General features: G+C 60.6%; 18 protein-coding genes and 2 pseudogenes. 13 read left to right on the top strand and 7 right to left on the bottom strand.

Annotated elements, in window-relative coordinates; translation table 11 throughout:
* Window positions 1-1,306 precede the first annotated feature (1,306 nt).
* On the bottom strand, window positions 1,307-1,747 hold the full coding sequence (locus ACNJX9_RS35985) for a VirK family protein (protein ID WP_057743316.1): 441 nt from the start codon (window positions 1,745-1,747) through the stop codon (window positions 1,307-1,309).
* 1,167 nt (window positions 1,748-2,914) lie between these two features.
* Between ACNJX9_RS35985 and ACNJX9_RS35980 the strand changes: the two are divergent.
* A pseudogene (locus tag ACNJX9_RS35980) lies at window positions 2,915-3,031 on the top strand (IS630 family transposase); the annotation flags it as partial.
* A 141-nt stretch (window positions 3,032-3,172) separates the two neighbouring features.
* Here the strand turns inward: ACNJX9_RS35980 and ACNJX9_RS35975 are convergent.
* Window positions 3,173-3,343: a hypothetical protein gene (locus tag ACNJX9_RS35975; protein WP_157083403.1), complete on the bottom strand. Its 171-nt coding sequence runs from the start codon at window positions 3,341-3,343 to the stop codon at window positions 3,173-3,175.
* A 458-nt stretch (window positions 3,344-3,801) separates the two neighbouring features.
* Here ACNJX9_RS35975 and ACNJX9_RS35970 point away from each other — a divergent pair, with 458 nt between their 5' ends.
* Window positions 3,802-5,994: a hypothetical protein gene (locus tag ACNJX9_RS35970; RefSeq protein WP_439406845.1), complete on the top strand. Its 2,193-nt coding sequence runs from the start codon at window positions 3,802-3,804 to the stop codon at window positions 5,992-5,994.
* 148 nt (window positions 5,995-6,142) lie between these two features.
* Here the strand turns inward: ACNJX9_RS35970 and ACNJX9_RS35965 are convergent.
* Window positions 6,143-6,554: pseudogene (locus ACNJX9_RS35965) on the bottom strand (IS21 family transposase); the annotation flags it as partial.
* A 34-nt stretch (window positions 6,555-6,588) separates the two neighbouring features.
* On the opposite strand from ACNJX9_RS35965, the gene ACNJX9_RS35960 reads away from it, so the two are divergent.
* Window positions 6,589-7,155 (top strand): hypothetical protein, encoded by a 567-nt coding sequence (locus ACNJX9_RS35960; RefSeq protein WP_157083404.1) that lies wholly within the window; start codon window positions 6,589-6,591, stop codon window positions 7,153-7,155.
* A 790-nt stretch (window positions 7,156-7,945) separates the two neighbouring features.
* Window positions 7,946-8,266, top strand: a complete 321-nt coding sequence (locus ACNJX9_RS35955; RefSeq protein ID WP_439406837.1) for a DUF736 domain-containing protein — start codon at window positions 7,946-7,948, stop codon at window positions 8,264-8,266.
* A gap of 162 nt (window positions 8,267-8,428) precedes the next feature.
* Here the strand turns inward: ACNJX9_RS35955 and ACNJX9_RS35950 are convergent, their stop codons facing one another.
* Window positions 8,429-9,394: a LysR family transcriptional regulator gene (locus tag ACNJX9_RS35950; RefSeq protein WP_439406843.1), complete on the bottom strand. Its 966-nt coding sequence runs from the start codon at window positions 9,392-9,394 to the stop codon at window positions 8,429-8,431.
* A gap of 171 nt (window positions 9,395-9,565) precedes the next feature.
* Here ACNJX9_RS35950 and ACNJX9_RS35945 point away from each other — a divergent pair, with 171 nt between their 5' ends.
* The 4 genes from ACNJX9_RS35945 to ACNJX9_RS35930 all read left to right on the top strand — a co-directional run bounded on the left by ACNJX9_RS35945 (window position 9,566) and on the right by ACNJX9_RS35930 (window position 13,696).
* Entirely contained in the window at window positions 9,566-10,639 is a 1,074-nt protein-coding gene (locus tag ACNJX9_RS35945; RefSeq protein ID WP_439406842.1) for an aromatic ring-hydroxylating dioxygenase subunit alpha, read from the top strand.
* Window positions 10,640-10,649: 10 nt separating this feature from the next.
* Window positions 10,650-11,651, top strand: a complete 1,002-nt coding sequence (locus ACNJX9_RS35940) for a PDR/VanB family oxidoreductase (protein WP_439406840.1) — start codon at window positions 10,650-10,652, stop codon at window positions 11,649-11,651.
* A gap of 335 nt (window positions 11,652-11,986) precedes the next feature.
* On the top strand, window positions 11,987-12,325 hold the full coding sequence (locus tag ACNJX9_RS35935; protein ID WP_439406838.1) for a hypothetical protein: 339 nt from the start codon (window positions 11,987-11,989) through the stop codon (window positions 12,323-12,325).
* Window positions 12,326-13,375: 1,050 nt separating this feature from the next.
* The gene (locus ACNJX9_RS35930; RefSeq protein ID WP_439406837.1) at window positions 13,376-13,696 is read left to right on the top strand and encodes a DUF736 domain-containing protein; all 321 of its coding nucleotides are present in this window, start codon (window positions 13,376-13,378) and stop codon (window positions 13,694-13,696) included.
* A gap of 524 nt (window positions 13,697-14,220) precedes the next feature.
* Here ACNJX9_RS35930 and ACNJX9_RS35925 read toward each other — a convergent pair.
* Both ACNJX9_RS35925 and ACNJX9_RS35920 read right to left on the bottom strand, forming a co-directional pair.
* Window positions 14,221-15,321, bottom strand: a complete 1,101-nt coding sequence (locus ACNJX9_RS35925; RefSeq protein ID WP_439406835.1) for an NAD(P)-dependent alcohol dehydrogenase — start codon at window positions 15,319-15,321, stop codon at window positions 14,221-14,223.
* An 80-nt stretch (window positions 15,322-15,401) separates the two neighbouring features.
* Complete coding sequence (locus tag ACNJX9_RS35920) at window positions 15,402-16,877, bottom strand: benzaldehyde dehydrogenase (protein ID WP_439406833.1); 1,476 nt, start codon at window positions 16,875-16,877, stop codon at window positions 15,402-15,404.
* Between the two features lie 410 nt (window positions 16,878-17,287).
* Here ACNJX9_RS35920 and ACNJX9_RS35915 point away from each other — a divergent pair, with 410 nt between their 5' ends.
* Both ACNJX9_RS35915 and ACNJX9_RS35910 read left to right on the top strand, forming a co-directional pair.
* Window positions 17,288-19,060: a sigma 54-interacting transcriptional regulator gene (locus ACNJX9_RS35915; RefSeq protein ID WP_439406832.1), complete on the top strand. Its 1,773-nt coding sequence runs from the start codon at window positions 17,288-17,290 to the stop codon at window positions 19,058-19,060.
* Between the two features lie 39 nt (window positions 19,061-19,099).
* Window positions 19,100-19,456: a hypothetical protein gene (locus ACNJX9_RS35910; protein WP_439406831.1), complete on the top strand. Its 357-nt coding sequence runs from the start codon at window positions 19,100-19,102 to the stop codon at window positions 19,454-19,456.
* Here ACNJX9_RS35910 and ACNJX9_RS35905 read toward each other — a convergent pair.
* The gene (locus ACNJX9_RS35905; protein ID WP_439406829.1) at window positions 19,436-19,717 is read right to left on the bottom strand and encodes a helix-turn-helix domain-containing protein; all 282 of its coding nucleotides are present in this window, start codon (window positions 19,715-19,717) and stop codon (window positions 19,436-19,438) included. The genes ACNJX9_RS35910 and ACNJX9_RS35905 overlap by 21 nt on opposite strands.
* Window positions 19,718-19,820: 103 nt before the next feature.
* Between ACNJX9_RS35905 and ACNJX9_RS35900 the strand changes: the two genes are divergently transcribed.
* The 3 genes from ACNJX9_RS35900 to ACNJX9_RS35890 all read left to right on the top strand — a co-directional run bounded on the left by ACNJX9_RS35900 (window position 19,821) and on the right by ACNJX9_RS35890 (window position 21,018).
* A complete protein-coding gene (locus ACNJX9_RS35900) occupies window positions 19,821-20,099 on the top strand; it encodes a DUF2285 domain-containing protein (protein WP_439406828.1) in 279 nt (92 codons plus the stop codon).
* 219 nt (window positions 20,100-20,318) lie between these two features.
* Window positions 20,319-20,450 (top strand): transcriptional regulator domain-containing protein, encoded by a 132-nt coding sequence (locus ACNJX9_RS35895; protein ID WP_439410196.1) that lies wholly within the window; start codon window positions 20,319-20,321, stop codon window positions 20,448-20,450.
* 49 nt (window positions 20,451-20,499) lie between these two features.
* A complete protein-coding gene (locus ACNJX9_RS35890; RefSeq protein ID WP_439406827.1) occupies window positions 20,500-21,018 on the top strand; it encodes a DUF2285 domain-containing protein in 519 nt (172 codons plus the stop codon).
* Window positions 21,019-21,140 lie beyond the last annotated feature (122 nt).

Here is a 21,140-nt window from a genome sequence, read left to right as displayed (position 1 = left end):
TTTCGCCACTTGGACCGGGTGAGGGAGGGCTTCGGCAAGCCGTGCTCGCAGAGAGACGTCCCTCACCCATATCGTGCGCGCGGCTAGAACTTCTCGGTCGATATCGTCGTCCTGGAGAACACCTAAGATGACATCCTTGCTTGATCAGGTATTAGGACCCTCTTGCGAAAACGGGGCACTGCAACCGCTATTTTCGCAAGCAATCTGTAAACTAGGTCCTTAGCGTCGGCACGCCTCCGGGTAACGTGTGCAGATACCAGCGGGATCCGGGCTAGGATCTACACACTCCGGGTCACCGGTGCAGAGAACGGGTGGTTCGGCTGCGAATGTATTGATGTCGAAATATTGCGCAGCGTTCCTAGCGACGTAGACGACACTGGACACCGCCGCAGCGAACGCGAGCGCGCCCGCCGATATGAGCAATAATTTTTTCATTCCGCACGTCACTTCCTTAGGTTGACCCCAGCCCGTTCAATCTAACAGCCTCAACGTGAAAGGCAAATCTAACACAACGTTAGGTTTTTTCAGTGCGCGAACGATGGCGGCTCCTCGCGTCGCCAGATTTCGCCGAGTAGCGGCAGGCGACTCCCGACGCGGCAAGTTGAATTGCGCAACACCATCATTCGCAATGGCCATTTTCTCTGATGTCGCACTGATGAGGAACATAGATCACCCTTCATGTCTTCCGGCGATATCAATCTGTCACGACTGAGCTGACAGATGCTGTCGGCATGCGTTCGTGTCTGTCAGGAAAGAAGCAGCGATAACGATTGTCATCTGCCCGATGTGAAGCCCGCCCCAGCTCAGAAGAAGGTGGGATCGTTGGCTCACCCACTTGCGGCGCGCTTCTGATGCAAAATGTTCGATCAACCCACCTCTTCGTGCCGCGATCTATGGGCCTATCAGCAGGTTTTTCTCCTCGCCAACAATGTAAGACACTCCAACTGGGTGGCGCCTCGTTCACCCAGCCTCAAATGCGCCTATCGCGCTGGCGGAGACGGTATAAGCGCGACCAGGCTGGCGAACCGAAAGGCCGTGGTTGGATGCCATTAGCCCTGGCCCGAAAGCGGTGTTCTGATGCCCGCTGTCAAGGGCCACGCTATCGGCGTTTGACGCTCGAGTCTCGTAGCTGGCCAAAAACGCGCTTTTTTGTTAAACATGAATTAGCAGCCGAGCGCCAATTGGTCTTACTCAAGATCCGTGCGGGGCCGTCAACAATGAGGTCCCAATCGCGATCTTTTCAGGCAGTCGTTTGCTCACTGAACCCGGCGGCCGGGAGCTCGGCCACTCGCGGTGCTACTTCCAATTACCAGACGAACTTCGCTCCGTCGGGCAGCTCGCACACGAATTCACCTTGATTCACGACTTCCGCCGACCCGGCGGCCAGCTTGGAGGCCCTCACCGTGAGCTTGCCTTCACGGCTGAGGCTGTGGCGGATGTATTCCGTAACCGGGTGTCCTGAGCTGTCCAAGGTTTGATGTGCATTGGCGAAGCTGATGCCATTCGGAGCGCTCACCCTGAAGGCGTTGATAGTCAGTCCGCCCTGCACGGCTGGCCCGGTCTTGTTCCCATCGGCGCTGGCACAGCGATTGAGATCTAGTATGACCTTCACATCCTTGCCGGCCTGCAGGGCATTGAGCACCTCCGTATATTTCGGCGACGGCCCATCGGCCTTGACGATCGTGCTCACGCTTGCAGCCAGAAGCAAGGATAACAAGATCGACAGGCGTCTGCCACTGAACTTCATATGCTCTTCTCCTCCAAAAGATTCGCAGACGAACAGCAATCTGCCCGATGTCGTATTCGGAACACCTTGGCGGATTTCAGACGTCAGGCGAAGGTCGCGTTCGCGACAACAACACGTGCTGCAACAGCATGCAAGTTCTAGCGAGGGTAAAGCTAACCTCACAACCTCGTACGTCAGGTTTGCCAGAGTGAGATGACGATTCGTAATATTTTCTGCACCGTCTATTCCGGAAGATCTTGCGAGACGAGGCGCGCGGCGTGCCTCACGAGCGAATTGGTTGTTGTCGCTCACTCTATGCCGCGCAATCTAAATAGAGGCTCATGCCCGTCCTGCGATGCGAAGCGCCGCTGCATCTGCGCCGGTCTTCGCTGTGAGGCGCTTGCTGATGAATAGCTACGTAATGATACGGAGGTCGGCCGTCGCACTATCTTGATCTACGAATTGCATCCTCTCCACATGACGCCATACAGACCAATTTACGATCCACAGCTCTGGCGAGATCGTGCGCAAGCAACGCGGACCAAGGCGGATGCGCTCGTACCAGGCAGACGCAGAGACAGGCTTCTGAAAGTGGCCGAGGAATACGAGAAGTTAGCCCGACACGCAGAACAGTGCCGCGCGCTCAGAAACGATGACGATTGAGCTTTGTGTCACGCTTTCTGATCATACTTCGCTTTTCCGATGAACTCTCGAGCGTCCCCAATTCATTGGGATGTCGGCGCCTTTTCGGCTCGCGGACGCCGGAACACATTGTAATCCGCCGCTCTGCGCACTCCAGATCCGCAACGTACGTGTCCGCTCGCCGAGTGCCCACACTTTCGTCGATAATTGATTTCAGAGTCGGGCCTACGATCAGGAGAGGCAATCAAATTTGATTCCGACCGAAGAAACTGTCGTCGACAATATGCTCGCATCATTGACAATCAGCGCGCTGCAGAATCGGGCCGCTCCCACCCACGAACAGGTGATGCATCACTTGGATATTGCGTGCGAGAGAGCGGGTCTCATCCGGACGCATGCATCTACGATCCGGATATTGGAGCGTATCTCACGTGAGATCAGTCGGGCGGAGTCGGTGTTGGACTTCATCGGCCGAGGTGAGGCGCAGCCACACTGAGTTGGCGAATGAGGTTCCTCATACTCTTGTGACGAAAAGGAAGCGGGACAGATTCTGGCTTCGTCGCCAAGGTTCGCGACGTCGTCGGCCTCTACATGGCCCCGCCCGAGCGAGCCATCGTGCTGTGTGTCGACGAAACGCCGCAGATGCAGGCGCTGGATCGGAGTTCTTGATGAGATCGAAGTCGCCGTGCCGGACGATCTGGGCGTTCATCTCGTCATGGACAATTATGCGACCCATAAGATGCCGCTGATCCGTAACTGGCTGGCCAAGAGACCGCTTGGCACGTCCATCTGCCGCCAACCAGCTCATCCTGGCTCAATCAGGTCGAACGTTTCGCTGCCGTCATCACCGAGCGCAAAATCAGGCGCGGCATCTACCGCAGCGTGGCGGAACGACGTACTGAGATCACGTCCTTCTTCGAACAGCACAACGCCGACCCCAGCCCATTCCCGATGGACCAAATCAGCCGACGCCATTCTCAGCTCCATCGAACGCTTATGGGCTTACAATGTGTCAGCCAAGGCCCTAAAACGCCATGAATTTCTGGGTTAGGACACTAGATTGCGCGCGATGCCCCGCATACGGATTTTCGCCCGAAACGTCCACGCGCCCATTGTTGTCGCCGACCGCGGGCAATTTCCGGAGGAAAATGAACCCCCAATGCAAGGCGATCGAGTGGCGGGGTGCTGCCCCCAGCGCGCTCGCGAAAATTTCGCGCTTCAGGCGGCGGTCATGTACTGCAGGTGATGATCCGGCAGCTGAGGCGGTCATCCCGGCATCGCTGTCTTCAGCAGCACAGCAGCTATCGAAGGAAGTGGACCCGAGGCGACATGGGCTTGTGCATCGGGAAAAACGCTCTTGGTCAGCTACTCGTCAGCGAAGCGGTCTAGCCAGGAAGGCTGCGCATTCTCGACTCTTCCATCGGAGATAAAATATGACGGGCATCGGCCGACCTGGCAAATCGCACGTTGGGGCTGGAGGAGCCGACAGCACTGGGGTATCGAGCAGTTCGAGCCTGGAGTTCGGCCTCGTCCCTGGGGAACGCAGTCAATCTTTCGACGCCGTCGTGGAGCGAATGCGCTCAGGGCCTCAAGATAGAACCGCGCCGCTCGTGAACCGGCAACCAACTTCGGATGTGGCGGCGCCAACACAAGATGAGATTAAGGCAGCGAAGCGAACCTTGGGCAGCTTGCTTGAGGACCTTGTCACTTGTCGTAGGGCAGCCACGCGCGGCCGGACCTTGTCCGAAAGGCAAGAGCTGATTGATCAGGTCATCAAGGCAGGCTTAGCAGTTCTGGACTACTACGCTGCTCTGCCCCCAGGTTTGGCGCGGCGCATTCTGCCCGACGATCGGGCTCGTCAGCTCCGCGATGAGACGCTGGGCGCGGCCGACGAATGTAACGCCGTGGCTGCTACGATTTTCGATGGCCTGGACAAGAGCAGACAGAAAGCAGCAGCCCTGGTCGGCAGGATCAGCCGCACCGCTTCGCCTGACCAGCTGAACCGCGTGCTTTCAGGTGTGGAGCCCTACTATGAGCACTGCATGGAGTGGTGGGGAAAGAGGGCATTGCGCTCGGAGCGGATGCAGTCCGTCTGCGCGGCTACTGCCGACCTGCCAAGCAGCACGCCCGAGATGCGGAAGTCCGAAGAGGCCGCACTACGACTGCATACCGGCCGGGCACTCAATACGAAGTGCAAGTATCTGGAATCGCAGATCACTCTCGCGCAGCTCTCCCTAGCGAGCAGGTTGGGACCAGCCGTGCGAGACGCCCTTATCGATGGAAACGGGCGGGTGCGTCTCCTCGGGACCTTCATCGAGGATGTTGTTCCGGCATTCGACTCGACGGCCGAGGCCGTGATGAACAGCAACGGAGCGGCGCTTGACGCTGAGCACCGCGAGGTTCTGGAAGGCGTCATGGAGCGGCTTTCGGAATTTGCGTCGGAAGTGAGGGGCATGGTTGCCAGCTTAACGGACGCCGGAGCGGGAGCCGATCTTCCGTTGAAATTGCTGGACCAGATCGTGGAAGGTGCGTGGCTTACAGCGGACGAAGTCACGCGGCTTCTGGCAATTCAGCCAAAGACGCCGGCCACGATTGAACCGACGGCTTGGGCTGCGCTGCCGGAACATACTGCCGGGATGGGCGAAGGCACTGCAGCGCGCAGGAAGGGCAAAGGCAGGCGCGAAGCGGCCGCAGGCGAGGGGAGTTCGACAGCTGGGAGCGCTGAGTCGCAGCTCGCCGGGTCCGACGCCGGCACGGGCCCAACACGCAAGGTTATCGTCCTCTCGGATCTGGGTACAAAGACACTCACGAGCGCGGAGGAGGCTCGCGCGAGGGCGTCATCGTCGGCGAGCGGAAACCTGACGATTTGGCAGGCTCCGCCCTCCAGAGAAGCGCTGACCGGGCTGCTCAAGCGATTGGTCGAACTTTTGCAGTTCGATCTGCCCGCTCAGCAAAGCGCCGTCTCGCAAGCGCGTCAGATGAAACCCGAGGACGCCGACCACGTCCTAAATATCGTCGTCGAGCGCCTCCAAAGACAGGCCGCCGAGATCGAGGCCTGTGTAGCCGCGCTGGAGGAGCCTCGTCGAAGTGGCTTGCTCACGCCCGCGCAAGTACCCGAAGTGCACGACAAGATAGTCCGGCTCAAGGCGATGTATTCCGAGGTGCAGGGACAGGCCAACTCATTGAAGAGGCAAAGAGCCGCGATCATGATCGATTGCATGAAGAGCTACGGCTTTCCCTCGCAGAAATACCTTGAACGGTTGCGGGCGGCCGGGGAGTTGGAGCCTCCGGATCCACCGCGCGCGTTGAGCGGCGATCCGGGGACGCTGTTCGAGACTAAGCTGCAGCCCAAGGCACTGCGCAACGGTGCGGCGGCAAATCCGATGTGGGTGCATATCCATACAAAGCGGCCGGTACATGCGTGGCAGCTGGCGACAGCGGCTGACGCCGACTTCGCCGCTTGCCATGTGAAATCCAATGAACAGCGCGGCTACAATCGGCACTGGCAGAGCGCGCGAGCCGCGATGGGGCACGAAAACGTCGTGATCCACCGCGGCAAGCTCACGCCTGCATTCTGTAAGTCCTTGTTGAACAACGCAGTTGGCGGCCTGTCCGACGTCGGATAATTTGAGACTGATTAGGCTTTTAGCGAAGAGAGGCTCTGGCTCATCTGGGTTAGAGTTTAAGCAGCCTGCAGTTGATGCTACAAGCGGCGGTTTGCGATGGTGTCGCGCTTGATGCTTTTCGTTACGCGAGGATCGCCTCAGCCCTGCCGAAGTACCGATGATGCAGGTGGCCAAGCAGCCAGCGCTCGACCATGACGACGGCCTGCTCGACCTTGCCTTGTCGCGCGGCTTGCGCGGCCGTGCCGGGAGATGGCGGTGCCGTAATGCGCCGCCATCTCCGCATAGGTACGATTGAATCTACGGGTCGTAGAGGCTCGCCACGCGACCTTGGTGTTGTCGGGCACCTGCAGCGCTGGCACGCCGTCGATCGCCGCGAAGGCGCCAACATGGGCACTGATCCAGTCGGCGAGCCCCTGCGTCCACGTTGAATGCGCGTAGGTGAAGCTCGATGCGCCGAGCCCGGCGACGAAGATCTGCGCCCTTCTGCGCTCACCGGTGAGGCGGTCGACCACCACCGGCACGCCATCGCCGGCATAGTCGACGAACAGCCTGTCGCCGGCTGGCAGCGAGTCGCATTTCCCATATAAGGCAGAGTTGCGTCTCGATTTCATCATTTTTTGGTTGTATACACCAAAGTGCGCCGTGGTGGTGGTGGAAGGCGCAGTCGCAACGCTTTTAAGCGGGACCACCACCGTGCTTGCCCTTGGACTTGCCCTTAATCTCGTTGGGCTCGGTCTGCTATTCTGGCTGACCGTTGCTCTGGCAGTATACGCCCTCCCATTTTTTGTTGCCGTCAGCGCCGCTGCAATGGCATTGGATCACGGCAGCGGGATCATTGCTGCGCTCACTGTCGCCATCGTCAGTGCTGCCTTGACGCTTGCCATTGCTCAATTCGCCCATTCCATGACACGGCTGATCACCGTGCGCGGCGTGATTGGGGCGGTCTTTGCTTTTCCGGCAGGAATTGCTGGTTTCCATTTGATGCTCGCGTTATCGCGGATCAGCGTGTCGTCGCCGTTCTGGTGCGAGGCCTTCGCGTACGTCGGCGCGACATTCATCGCGGGGAAGGCTTGGATGCAGATCACTTTAGTTATCGGGCCAGGTGGAGAGCCAGCCACGACAAATTCTGCCTCAACCGTCTCTGACCGACGCAGCGCCTGAGGAATAGCCTCTGGCGATTGCTTTCCTTCGGCGTGGTCAACGGCATTAGACCCATACCGGGCTTGGGCCGAGCAATTCGTGGAAGTTCTCCGCGCAAAGCACGTCCGTGACAGCTGAAAAGTGGGTGAGCGCAGAGCGGCGTGTTTCCTGGACGTCTTCCGACGAAAGTCCGCAGACCCGCATTCGTGGGGATGATTCGCGGCGGGCTCGTCACTCTAGAGTGCGCAGATGCGCTGGCGGAGCTGGCGCGATTGTCGAACCCCATCCCATCTTCGCCGCTCTCGCGGAGTACGAGAAGGTCGACGAAGCCTTGGCAGGCACTGCCGATGCGCTGAGATGGCCGAACGACAATTGGACCTAGCAGGCGATCTTAGTCCGCGTGTGCTCAGCGTCGGCAATCCTCATTATGACAAGGAGGGGCCGCCTTCGATCTTACATTGGGAGATCGACGAGTACACTCTGGTCGCCTTCTTGTGTTGCAAGTCGAGCTCTGCCAGGTCTTCCGCTTCAGTCTGTGTTCAGCGCTCGGACGCACCTCGCCTCTTGGCTTGATCTGGCCGAAGACCGGCTGCGCCTCGATCGTCTGAGCCGCAACGCCGCCGGTTGAGACTTTCTTCCCCTGGGCTAACGCCCATTCCTCGCGAGACAAGAAAGTCTCCCCGTCGGCGTCCTCCGCTTAACGCTCCGGCCCGCGAGAAAAGCGGGTGCGTCGCCGATCGTCTTCGGCCCTCAGATCGCCATCGAGGCCGCGGTGGTCGCGGGGCTCGAAACAACCTCAAGGAGAAGTGACATGGCTAGCATCGGTTCGTTCAAAAAGGTCGGAAACGATTTCCAGGGTGAGATCGTCACGCTGAGTCTGCAGGCCAGGGGCGTGCGCATCGTCCCCGAGGCCAACCGCTCAAACGAGAGCGCTCCCAGCCACCGCGTCTATGTGGGCCGGGCGGAAATCGGGGCAGCCTGGTCCAAGCGGTCCGAGGAAGGCCGCGACTACCTCTCGCTCAAGCTCGATGACCCTTCGTTCAACGCGCCCATCTACGCCAACCTGTTCGACGATGAAGCCGGCGAAGGCTACACCCTCCTCTGGTCACGGCCGCGTAAGACCGGCGAGTAACCCTCGCTCCGCCAGCGTCCCGCCCGATCTCATCGGGCGGGACGCTTTTTCTGAGCCGATAGGCGAAACAACGGAACGAGGAGACTTGTGCTGCAGTAAAAGTGAGGAAATCGGTACGAATCCGGGAGAAGGAGACAGTCGCATGCCGATAGGCCCGGAGAGTCAAGCTCCGGCATTGATGCCGCCGCGACTGCGCCCGGCGGCCGCGGCGAGAACCGCCTTGTAGGGCAAAGTGCCGGCAATTCGGGCCATGAGTTGCCTCAGCCACCGGTGGGCAGCGGAATGATGCGTCCGGGCCGTCCAGGTCATGCCGACTTGAAACGGTTCGGGGAACGGACACGACGTTGCTACGACGGATTTGGCAATGTTCGAAGCGATGCGGCTTGGCACCGTCGAGACCAGATCCGTGCCGGGGAGAATGTGGGCGAGATCAGAGATGCTCGGTACCGTGACCACTTGGTTGAGCGACAGGCCGCGTTCATCGAGCCCTCTAAGATAGCCTGAGCGCCAGGTACCTCCATAGCTGACGACGGCGTGGTTCGCCTTGACATAGTCGTCGACGCGCAACTTCCTGCTCGCGAGCAGATGATTGCGGTGCATAACGCACACATAGTGGTCATCCAGCAGATGGCGATGGTAGAAGCTCTCCTCCTGCACCTCGTAGGGGCCAATGAGAAGATCGGCTTCGCCGCGTTTGAGAAACGCAGTGCCTTTAGCGCGCGCTGTTTTGACCTCCAGCAGCAGGCGCGGCGCTTGGCGTCTGATTTCGGCGATGGTGCGTGGCAGAATGATCGAGCGTTCGTAATAATTGCAGGCGATCGTGACCCGCCCGGACGCGCTTGCAGGATCGAAGTCCGCCGGCTGCATCAGGCCCTCGAAGCCCTCAAGCAGGCGGCTTGCACACTCAACAATCTCGATGCAGCGAGGCGTTGGCGCGATGCCGCCGTGCTGGCGCACGAACAGCTGGTCGTGGAACGCCGCGCGCAGCCGGTCCATGGTATAGCTGATTGTCGATTGGTTCGTACCGAGTGCTTCGGCGGCCTTCGAAAACGAGCCGAGTTCCGACACCAGCCGCAAGGTACGGATCGCGGCAAAATCAATCGCGAGCGGATCCCGATCCTTTGCCATCTTTCTTAAGATCCTCCGTGCGGAAACCAAACCACCATATCGAAAGAGTAGATAAGGGATATCAACTCTGTCCGGTTGTCTCATAATCATTGCCAACGCAATCTGCTCGAAAATGGGAGTTAAGACGGCAAGCCCGCGACCATCGACCAAAACATGGAGATAGCTGCGCCCATGAACGCACCCAAACCCTTTCCGCTCAATGCCTGGTATGCGACGGCCTGGTCCCACGAGATCGCCCGCGAGCTGTCCGCCCGCACCGTTTGCGGTAAGAACGTCGTGCTCTACCGCCGTCTTGATGGCGCCGTCGCGGCGCTTGAGGACGCCTGTTGGCACCGACTGCTGCCCTTATCGCTCGGGCACCTTAAGGGCGACGACGTCAGGTGTGGATATCACGGGTTGGTCTTCAATTCGGCCGGCCGCTGCTCTTACATGCCCGCGCAGAAAACCATCAATCCGTCTGCCTGCGTGCGCGCCTATCCGGTGGCGGAGCGGCATCGTCTGGTCTGGCTATGGCCCGGCGATCCGGCGCTGGCCGACCCTGCCAAAATTCCGGATTTTCACTGGAACGACGGTAAGCAATGGGTCGGCGAGGGCGGCACGTTCTATCAGCTGAAATGCGACTATCGCCTGGTGATCGATAACCTGATGGACCTTACGCACGAAACCTATGTGCACGCCGGCAGCATTGGCGATGAGGCGATCACGGCTGCGCCCTTCGAGGTGACCCACACAGGCAATACGGCGACGATGACACGTTGGATGATCGATATCGAGCCACCCCCGTTCTGGGGCCGCCAGCTCGCACGGCCTGGCCGGGTCGATCGCTGGCAGATCGTGACGTTCCAGGCGCCATCGGTGGTCGTCGGTGACGTAGGCGTGGCATTGACACATACAGGCGCGCCCCAGGGCGACCGCTCGCAAGGCGTCAGCGGCGCATTCTTGGCGGCGATCTCCCCGGAAACTGAGACGACCTGCCACTATTTCTGGAATTTTGTCCGAAATTATCGGAAGAATGACGCACAGCTGACGAGCGAGCTCCAGCGCGCCCATGTCAATGGTGGGGCAGGCGTCTACGATCAGGATCACCGAGTGTTGGAGGCGCAGCAGGCCGCCATCGCCAACAACCCGCGTTTGCCCTTTTACGATCTCAACATCGACGCGGGCGCGCTCTGGGCACGGCTGTTGATCGACCGAATGCTGGCCGATGAGCAGGCCCCCGTAAGCGCGAACGTTGCGGCCGAGTGAGTGAAAAGTCATGGCCAAGCCGATGGAGCGGATTAGTGCACACCTTCGCGCCACTCGCGATCTCACTCCTGACGTCCGTCTCTTCGAGATCGAGCCGGACTGTCCATTGGCTAACGTAACGCCTGGCAGTCACATCGACGTCCTTGTGCCGACTGATGGGCGGCCGCAGCTTCGCAGCTATTCATTGCTGGGACCTTGTACCGACGGACTGTATCGCATCGCCGTCAAGCGGCTCGCATCGAGCCGGGGCGGATCTGCGGGCATGTGGCGCCTCAAGGTGGGCGAACGACTCACGATTTTCGAGCCGAGAAACAGTTTCGAACTAAGCTACGGTCGGCCGGACTACCTGCTGCTGGCCGGCGGCATCGGCATCACGCCGATCTACACGATGGCGCTGGCACTGAATCAAGCTAACGCGAATTTTCGCTTGCTCTATGCCGCACGTAGCCGTCGCGACCTCGCGCTTGCCGACGAGCTGACCACTTACGTCGGCGAACGGCTTCAGCTTTTCGTCGGGGAGGAGGGACAGCGGATCGACATCGGCAGCGAGATCGCCCAACTTGACACGCGTGGTGAGCTCTACGTGTGCGGCCCGTTCGACATGTTGGCGACGGCCAAACAGCTTTGGAGCCAGGCGGGCAGGCCCACGGCGCACCTCCGCTACGAGACGTTTGGCAATACCGGTGGCTTCGCGGACGCCCCATTCAAGATCAGGATTCCCCGATTAAGCCTGGAAATCGACGTCCCTGCCCATCGCTCCATGCTGGAGGCGCTTGAAGATGCCGGTGTCGACATGATCTTCGGCTGTCGACGCGGAGAATGCGGTCTTTGCGTGCTGCCGATCCTGGAGGCGTCGGCTGAGGTCAATCATCGTGATGTGTTCTTCAGCGGTGAAGAGCGAGCGATGAACAGCAAAGTCTGCACCTGCGTGTCGCGCGCGGCGAGCGGTTGTGTAACAATCGATACGCCCGATCGAACGCCAGACCAGCGTCATTCCTCAAAGGTCTCGTAGGCCGGGGTCGGCGCCACATAAGACGGGCGAGTAAGCCTCGCTCGTCAGCGCCCCGTCCTACTCGGGCGGGACGCACCCTTGGGAGCCAACAGCAAGGCCCACGCGACGGCGGTCTCCTCATTCCAATCGGCGCCCGGCCAGACGACCAAATACTTACGCACTCGTTGAAACGCGCTATTCTAGCAAGGCCGTCGACTGCAGGTTTCGCACCCTCAACGGTCGCCGAGTGCAAAATACCTCTGTTCGTGGTAGGATGTGCTCATACGTCCGTAGCCAATAAGCGTGTCGCCGCCAACCGGGTCATCGGCCGGGAGCGTTTCGCGAAGATCAGCGCCGTGGAAGGCATCAAGCCTTCGGGCGCCATGACGAAGCGGGTTGCCCAGCTTGACCGCGATGGGCTGTCGGTAGCTGAGCGGCGCCGGGAAATCATCAAGGCCCACGAGCAGAGCTCGCCCCTTCAATGTACGACGCCGTTGAAGTGCCGTACAGGGCACGACGGTCTCCTCAAGAACAAACTGAACCTAAGGAAGCAAACCGAGCTGGACGCCTTCGAGGCCGAAATCACGGCTCAGCGGGCCAAGGAGCCGTTGCCTTCCGGCAGGTTGGTGGCTACGCGCACTGCAAGGCCATCCACAAGCACCTCTTCCAAGATGTCCGTGTCTGAGCGGGAATAATCCGCAAAATCCGGATATCGACGGGAGGCAGCATGTTCTGCCGTTTGGAGAGCATCGACCGCGAGCTGTCGAAGCTGTTCGGCTTCCTGGCCACGCAAAACCATAAGGCACCATGCCAAAGATTTTGCGGCAAAGGCCGCACACTTCCTGGCTGAGCTGAATGCGAGGAAGCGGTGATGGGCGCCATGATCGAAAGCTTCGGTAGCGATGAAAAGCCGCTTGCCGAGCTTATCTTCGGGCTCGTCAGTAAGTAGTGCCCCCAGCGCCTATGCCGAGACTGCGGCTAGGCGATGCCCAGCCACTGCACGCTCAAGGGCGGCCTGCCGCTCGTCTTGGCCCTTGATGCATGCCGGACACGATGCGAGTGGCCCGTGGAGGAACTCATTCGGATAACGGATAAGTACCAGCCCGAATACATCGAGCGGACTCTCGGCTCGCCGCAATCGCCAAATGCGCAGTGGCGAGCAAAGTCCGCCTTAACTGGCCCTGATGGACTTAGAAGGAATAGTGATTGGCCGCTATGTCTGGAATTGCTTTCTTTTCGGGCGGGCCCCGGTCATTGAGAAGCTTCTGAACAGGGTGGCGGTCTTCGTTCCTAGACCACGGCGGTGCCGGCCGCATTCGGCCCTGTCGGGGTCAATGGGAGAGGCTCGGTCGGGGCTTTTTCTCAGCGACAATGTCGCCGTTTCCCGCACGCTCTTTCTTTCTCTACTTCGAAACCGGTTGCCTTCTTGTGTTGCAGGTCGAGCTCTGCCAGGTCTTCCGCTTCAGTCTGTGTTCAGCGCTCGGACGCACCTCGCCTCTTGGCTTGATCTGGCCGAAGACCGGCTGCGCCTCGATCGTCTGAGCCGCAACGCCGCCGGTTGAGACTTTCTTCCCCTGGGCTAACGCCCATTCCTCGCGAGACAAGAAAGTCTCCCCGTCGGCGTCCTCCGCTTAACGCTCCGGCCCGCGAGAAAAGCGGGTGCGTCGCCGATCGTCTTCGGCCCTCAGATCGCCATCGAGGCCGCGGTGGTCGCGGGGCTCGAAACAACCTCAAGGAGAAGTGACATGGCTAGCATCGGTTCGTTCAAAAAGGTCGGAAACGATTTCCAGGGTGAGATCGTCACGCTGAGTCTGCAGGCCAGGGGCGTGCGCATCGTCCCCGAGGCCAACCGCTCAAACGAGAGCGCTCCCAGCCACCGCGTCTATGTGGGCCGGGCGGAAATCGGGGCAGCCTGGTCCAAGCGGTCCGAGGAAGGCCGCGACTACCTCTCGCTCAAGCTCGATGACCCTTCGTTCAACGCGCCCATCTACGCCAACCTGTTCGACGATGAAGCCGGCGAAGGCTACACCCTCCTCTGGTCACGGCCGCGTAAGACCGGCGAGTAACCCTCGCTCCGCCAGCGTCCCGCCCGATCTCATCGGGCGGGACGTTCTTTCACGCCGGCAGAAAAGCGTCGTCAAGACGGACGGATCAATCACAATGGACTGGATCCTCTCAATTTCGCTTTGCTGTTTTGGGAGGCACGTTGCAAGATTCCTTTCGGGTAAACTAAGCACGTGACCTTGCGACCTCGAACAGGGTGACTACAGTGTGAATGCTGATCGAAAAATGCCCCCCATCGGCGTCTTCGGGACCCCATCAAGTCATTGATTGCATTGAATCTGATTAGTCGGCCCCCCACGCCGATTACGGTCGAGACCCCACGACGAAACACGTGATCCGGCTGCGATGATGCCCGATCCAACCGTACGGCGCGCCTATCTCGGCGTGATCCCAATGACATCGTCAGCTGCTGCGAATGCACTCCGGTTGAGTCCGCTGAGGCTCGGGCCCACTGCACCGGCGGCCGTGCTCTTCAGGAATTGACGTCGTGTGTTGTTTGCCTGATTGATGTTCGTTCGCATCTGTCTCAGGTCATTCGCACGATCGGTTTGATGACCTCGCCGGTTGCCGAGGCGTGGATGGCCTTGTTGATCTCGTCGAGCGAGTAGAACTTCACGAGCTTGTCGAAGGGGAAGCGTCCCTGCCGGTAGAGATCGATCAGCATCGGAATGAAAATGTCCGGATTGGACTCGCCTTCGACGATGCCGATCAGGCGACGGCCGCCGCTCATGAAGTGGGTTTCGTTCAGGACGATCTCGGCATCGGGTCCCGAAGCCCCCAGGATGCCGCAGGCGCCGCGCGGGCCGAGGCTTTCCACCGCGCTGCGGATCACGGCGGGCACGCCGGTCGTGTCGAGCACGAAATTCAGCCCGCTGCCGGTGATCCGCATGATCTCTTCGACTGGATTGACCTTAGTCGGATCGATCGTGTGCGTCGCGCCAAGCGCGTTGGCGACGCTCAGCCGCGAAGGCTTGGTGTCGACCGCGATGATCGTGGTCGCGCCGATGACGACCGCGGCCATCAGGGCCGATAGGCCGACCGAGCCGGCGCCGAACACCGCAAAGGATTTTGCAGGCAAAACGCCCAAGGCGTTCAGGACCGCGCCGGCGCCCGTCTGCACGCCGCAGGCCAGCGGTCCCAACAGCTCGAGCGGCGCATCGCTCGGCACCTTCACGACATTGGCTTCATGGCAGAGCGCGTGGGTTGCGAAGGAGGACTGGCCGAAGAAGTTGCCGTTGATGCGTTCACCGTCCTTGGAAAGGCCGCTGCTGCCGTCGACGCGCGTCGCGAAGAAATTGCGCGGGAAGAATTCGTGGCAATAGGTGGTTGCGTGATCGCGGCAGCTCGGACAGGCGCCGCAGGAATTGAACGTCATCACCACGTGATCGCCCGGCTTCACCTTGGTGATGGCCGCGCCGACAGCTTCCACGAGGCCAGCGCCTTCATGGCCAAGCACGACGGGCAGCGGCGTCGGCAGCATGCCGTCGCGCACGACGAGATCGGTATGGCAGACGCCGGTCGCGGCCACCTTGACCAGGATTTCGTTAGCGCGTGGATTTTCAAGGTCGACGCTTTCGAGGCTGAGCGGCGCGCCCTTTTCGCGGGCGATGGCGGCACGGATTTTCATTTGTGGGATCTCCGGACAGGGAATGAAGGGATTGGGAGCGTGGCATCCGGCGCAGTGCGCGCCGGACGCCATGCGGAAGATCAGAACGGGTAGGGCGTTGCCTGCGGCTTCTCGGAGGTCCAGACCCACTGTGTAAACTCCTCCCAGATGGCGGGGCCGCTGACGCGGCTGCCATTGCCGGAGCGGCCGCGGCCGCCGAAGGGCGCGAACGGACCGCCGTTCACCGTCTGGTCGTTGATGTGGAGCTGGCCCACGTTCAAGCGCTCGCCGACCGCGCGGGCGCGCGCGATCGAGCCAGAGATGACGCCGGCAGCCAGGCCATATTCGGAGAGATTGGCGAGTGCGACCGCATCGTCGTCCGTCTCGAAGCTGACGATGCAGGCAACGGGGCCGAAGATCTCTTCCTCGAAAGCGAGCATGCCGGGCTTCACGTCGGCCAGCACCGTCGCCTGATAATAGCGGCCGTCATGCAAGCCGCCGGCGAGCAGCCGCGCGCCCTTGGCCACCGAATCGTCGACAATGGACCGGATCTTCGCGACCTGTGCGTCGCTGATGATCGGTCCGAGCGCAACACGGCCGGACGAGGGATCGCCGGCTGGCAGATGCCGCGCCTTCTCTGCGATGCGGGTTGCCAGCCCTTCGGCGATGTTCTTCTGCACCAGCACGAGACCGGTCGACATGCAGATCTGCCCCTGGTGTAGGAATGCTCCCCAGGCAGCGTTGGACGCCGCGATATCGAGATCGGAATCGTCGAGCACAATCAACGAATTCTTGCCGCCGAGTTCGAGCTGAACTTTTTTCAGGTTGCGGCCGGCGACCTCGCCGACCTTGCTGCCTCCTGCGGCCGAGCCGGTGAAGGAGATCATCGCGATGTTGGGGTCGGCGCACATGGCTTCGCCCGCGTCTGCGCTGCCGGGCACGACCTGCAGCACGCCGCGCGGCAGGCCGGCTTCCTCGAAGATGCGCGCGATGATGATGCCGCCCGACACAGCCGTGCGCGGATCGGGCTTGTGGAGGACCGCATTGCCGACCGCGAGCGCAGCCGCGATGGCGCGGATCGAGAGCACCAGCGGGAAATTGAATGGCGAGATCACACCGACGACACCGTGCGGTACGCGTTTGGCTATGTTCGAGCGGCCCGGCTCCATCGACGGCAGCAGGATTCCGTTCGGCTCGAGCGCAACAGCGGCGGCATGACGCACGAAGCCGGCGCCGTGCTCGATCTCGATTGCCGCCTTCGGCTGGATCGACCCGCTCTCGCGCATGATCCAGCCGATCAGCTCCTCGGCATTGCGCTCGAGGAGGTCGGCCGCCTTGTTGAGGATTGCAGCGCGCTCTTGAGGCAGCCTGGCTGCCCAGGCCGGCTGTGCGAGCCGCGCCTCTGATGCGGCCTTCGCGACGTCAGAGGCATTGCCGATGCCGACCGAGCCGAGCACAGCGCGTGTCGCGGGATCGCTGACATCAGCCACGCCGCCGCCGGTCGCCGACCATTCGCCAAGAAATGCCTTGCCCCGCCATCGCTCGATGCCGATGAAATTGTGAGCCTGCGTGTTCATCAAAGATCCTCCAGTGTCCCCGCCAGCGCGGGCTGTTGTTGCAGATCCGCACGGCGCGATGCCTGCGGCATGGGGGAGGGAAACAGTCGCAAGAGCGCACGCCGGCGATGTGTAAGATCGTCGTGACCCGGACGCAGATGAGCTCCATCCGTCGTGCTCGGCACTGCGGGCCAGCCCTCTTGTTTTCGTTTTCCTCCCTTAATCCGGGGAGTAGCAAGGCCGGTGCCACGCGGGTTCTAATCACCGGCAAAGGCTCTGGACATGATAAATTATCAAATTATTTCAAATAGATGCGGTCTATGACGAGTCGGCGAGGGCGCATCGCGGCCGCGCCCTCGCTTAAATCTCTTTATGAAATCGTGAAATCCCTCTAAGCTCGATTTCATGATTTAGTGAAATCGAAGGCTGGCATGCCTGACAAGGAGTCCCTGATTTCGCTCGCCGAGGCGTCGCGCCGTTCGGCGCAGATCCTCAGTCGCGGCGCGAGCAGCGAGCTTCACACCGGCGCTCCGCCGACCTTCGACGACCTGGCGGAGTCCCTGCATTTCGCGCTCGGCGATGGTCGCATCTGGCTCAACGACCAGCGCATGGTGTTGATGCAATCGCAGGTGCTGGGACGTCTGCGCGCCGAGATCATCGACGCCTTCGGCATGGAGACTGCCAAGGCGATCTTCATGCGCGTTGGCTACATGCAGGGCGCGCGCGACGCCGCGCTGATCCAGAAGCGCTTTCCGCATGAAGACCTGACGCACGCGCTGGCCGCCGGACCGCGGGTGCACACGCTGGAAGGCTTCGTCAAGGTCACGACCCGGCACTTCGAGTTCGACCGCGACAAGGGCACCTATTTCGGCGAGTTCTACTGGGACGATTCATCGGAAGCTGCCGAGCATGTTGCGAGCTATGGGCTTGCGACCGAGCCGGTCTGCTGGCTCCAAGTCGGTTATCCCTCCGGTTACACCACAGAGCTGTTCGGCAGGCCCGTTATCTTTCGCGAGGTCGAATGCGCGGCCATGGGCGCGCCGCGCTGCGTGATCATCGGTCAGCACGCCGACGCCTGGAGCGACGCGCCGGAGCGGCAATATTTTGGTTTGGAATGGAAGAGTCGCCCGCTTCACCCCGCGACCAAGGTCCCCCTTGCCGAACAGGCGGCGCTTGCGGAAGTCGATGCCAAGAGCGATGTCGCTGTTGGTGTGTCCGCGGCCTTCGTTCGCACGCGGCGCCAGCTCGAGCGGGTCGCCGCCACCGATGCGACCGTGCTATTCGTCGGCGAGTCCGGCGTCGGCAAGGAGCTGTTCTCCAGTCAGTTGCACGCGATGAGCCGGCGCAGCGCCGGTCCCTTCGTCGCCATCAACTGCGCCGCGATCCCGGAGCAGCTCGTCGAATCCGAATTGTTCGGCGTCGAGAAAGGAGCCTTCACCGGCGCCATCGCTTCACGCGCGGGCTATTTCGAGCGCGCCTCGGGCGGCACGCTGTTCCTGGACGAGATCGCTTCGCTGACTTATTCGGCGCAGGGCAAAGTGTTGCGCGCGCTGCAGGAACGCAAGATCGAGCGCGTCGGCGGCATCAAGACCATCTCTCTCGACGTGCGAGTGGTCGCGGCGTCCAATGTCGATCTCAGAGCGGAAGTCGCGGCCGGCCGCTTCAGGCAGGATCTCTATTTCCGCCTCTGCGTGTTTCCGATCGCGATCCCGCCGCTGCGCGACCGGCGCGACGACATTCCGCTCCTGATGGCGCATTTCCTCAACCTCTACTGCGCGCGGCATAGCCGGCGTCTCACCGGCTTCAGCCGGCGCGCAACCGATGCGCTGCTCAAGTACAATTATCCCGGCAACATCCGCGAATTGCAGAACCTGATCGAGCGCGGCGTGGTCTATGCCGACGATCGGGGTGTGATCGACCTCGGCCATCTCTTCAGCGGCTCCGAGCTGCTGCCACCGTTCTCGATCCAGCTCACGAGCGAGGGACGGCTGGGACGGATGCCGTTCCATGCAGACGGCGCCCAGCCTGAGGCGCCTGCTGCGCCATCAGCCGATCCTGGCGCGTCCTTTGCAGATGTTGAACGTGCCACCTATGAGGCGGCTCTGGCGCGGACCGGCGGCAACGTCTCGGCTGCCGCACGCGCGCTCAGGATCAGCCGAGCGCAACTCGACTATCGGCTTCGGCGGCTCGGTCTGAACCGATAGGTCGCGGCGAGGGAAGTAATCTGGAAGAACGCCGGCTTGATGAGCGACATTGATCGTCTGTTCGGCGGCGCGGCCGAACGATTCAGCAAAACTGTTGCGCGCGGCATCCGTCGGCGTTTGCTGATACCCGTAAGGTGGACTTGCGGGCATCGATATATTGATGCCAGCGTTGATCGCGGCAATCAGGATCGCCGAGCCAACCACCTGGACACAATGATTGTCGACTTCGTCATCAAAGCCGCCATAACCTTCGCATCGGTGCCAGCCATGCCTCCGATCTGCAAGGTCGAGCGATTCGGAATGCGACACTCCCGCAGCCACTCAAAGTTTCGGCCAAATTGCTATGTGTTCCGCGCGAATTTATGCGAAAAGTGCCTACTTCTTTTTGTGACGTGAACGTGTCGGCTTGCGGCCTTTGCGCAATGTCTTTTGAGACGTCGCTCCTTTGGGTGGTTGAACAAAGAACTCAGATAAATGAACACCTAACGTTTGAGCGATCCGATCGAGAAAATCAATTGTGGGGTTCTCCTTTTGCCGCTCAACGCCGCTCATGTATGAGCGGTCAATTCCCGCATCGTAAGCCAATTGCTCCTGCGGAATACCGAGATCCACACGGATCCTTCGCACATTCCAGGCCACAAGCGCACGAGCTTTCATGCGCTAAAGCAGCCATTTGATGGACCATCAAACCACTGGCTATAGCCAACCTATTGCAGTAAGTTCGTCAGATAAAGTCAACGCACCCGCCGCATGAGCTCACATGAAAAAATTGGCGTTAGATCCAAAGATCGCAGACGTCGTGCCGAATGAGTCAGTGCTGACGACCTACGACGAGCAGCATCTTGTGACGTATTGGCGCCTCCTCGATGCTGAGGCGGACGGCGCGGACTGGAAAGAAGTCGTGCGGGTCGTGTTGCATCTTGATTCTGAATGCGAGCCCGTCCGCGCTCGCAATGCATACGACAGCCATTTGGCTCGCGCAAAATGGATGGCTGTCCACGGCTACGGCCACTTGCTTCGCATTGGCGATCTCAAATAGCAAAAATCTATCGCCGGGGTTGCGCCGGAGAGAATAACTTCTCTCGTTGGTGGCGTGATCGATTGCGTGCATCACGTGTGATGCACAATTCGGGACTTCCGCAACAACCCAGGGCTTTATAGACACTGCGACGCAATTTTGCTTTGGCGGGAGATCACAGCAGTGTCTAAATTCGATTGGCGCTCACCTCAGTCGTATCAGAGCGTCACAGCCGGCGAGATGTCGGATTTCGCTTGGGAAAGCCTCCGTCGCAATCCTAAATATCAAGCTGACTACCGAGACACGCTCTCGAAACACCGGCAAGTGACTCCTGAGTTTCGGAGGAGATGGGGCGTCTGCTTTCGCCCATGACCCGCAGAGGTCTTTTCAGGAGCAGACCATCTTCTGGGCGCCGGAGGCTATGCCTTCAGTGCTACCGATCGTTGAAAGCGCGCCCGGTTCGGACGGCTTTGCCGCTGAGCTTGAGCGTGCCGATCTTGCATCGGACAGCATCAGACAGGCAGATGATGGTTGGCATGCTGTATTGCGCATTGACGGAACCCAGCATCACCTGTGGCTCAAGCAGGCGCCGCGGTTGGGTACCGCTTATGCTATCGAACTGCCCTTGGAGGACGCGGACTTCGAGATTCGCGCGCACGCCTCATGTCGATTGTGGCGTGCAATCAAGGGGCGTCCGCCAGGACCTCCGCTTCGCCAGATATCGACACAACAGCGTGAGCGATTGGCCTTGAGCCTGCGCGCCCTTGATGGGCACATGGACGGCGCCTCCTATCGTGCCATCGCGGAGGTACTGTTTGGCCAACGACGCATCTCTGAGCGGGCCTGGAAAACCCACGAGCTACGAAGCCGAATTATCCGCCTGGTTCAGGTCGGTTTGGCACTGATGCGCGACGGCTACCGCGCATTGCTCCGTCCTTGATCTCGCAAGGAACAGAAAAGGGCGTTGAAGATCGCTCGCCGCCTTTGAAAGTGACATAAGTCTTGGGCGAGCCCCGCGGAGACCTCGGCTGCCTATCGCCACACCGGCTTCCTCTAGCTCGA

It is taken from the genome of Bradyrhizobium sp. BLXBL-03 (assembly GCF_051853015.1).
GTDB lineage: Bacteria > Pseudomonadota > Alphaproteobacteria > Rhizobiales > Xanthobacteraceae > Bradyrhizobium > Bradyrhizobium manausense.
This window is presented reverse-complemented; position numbering and strand designations above follow the sequence as displayed.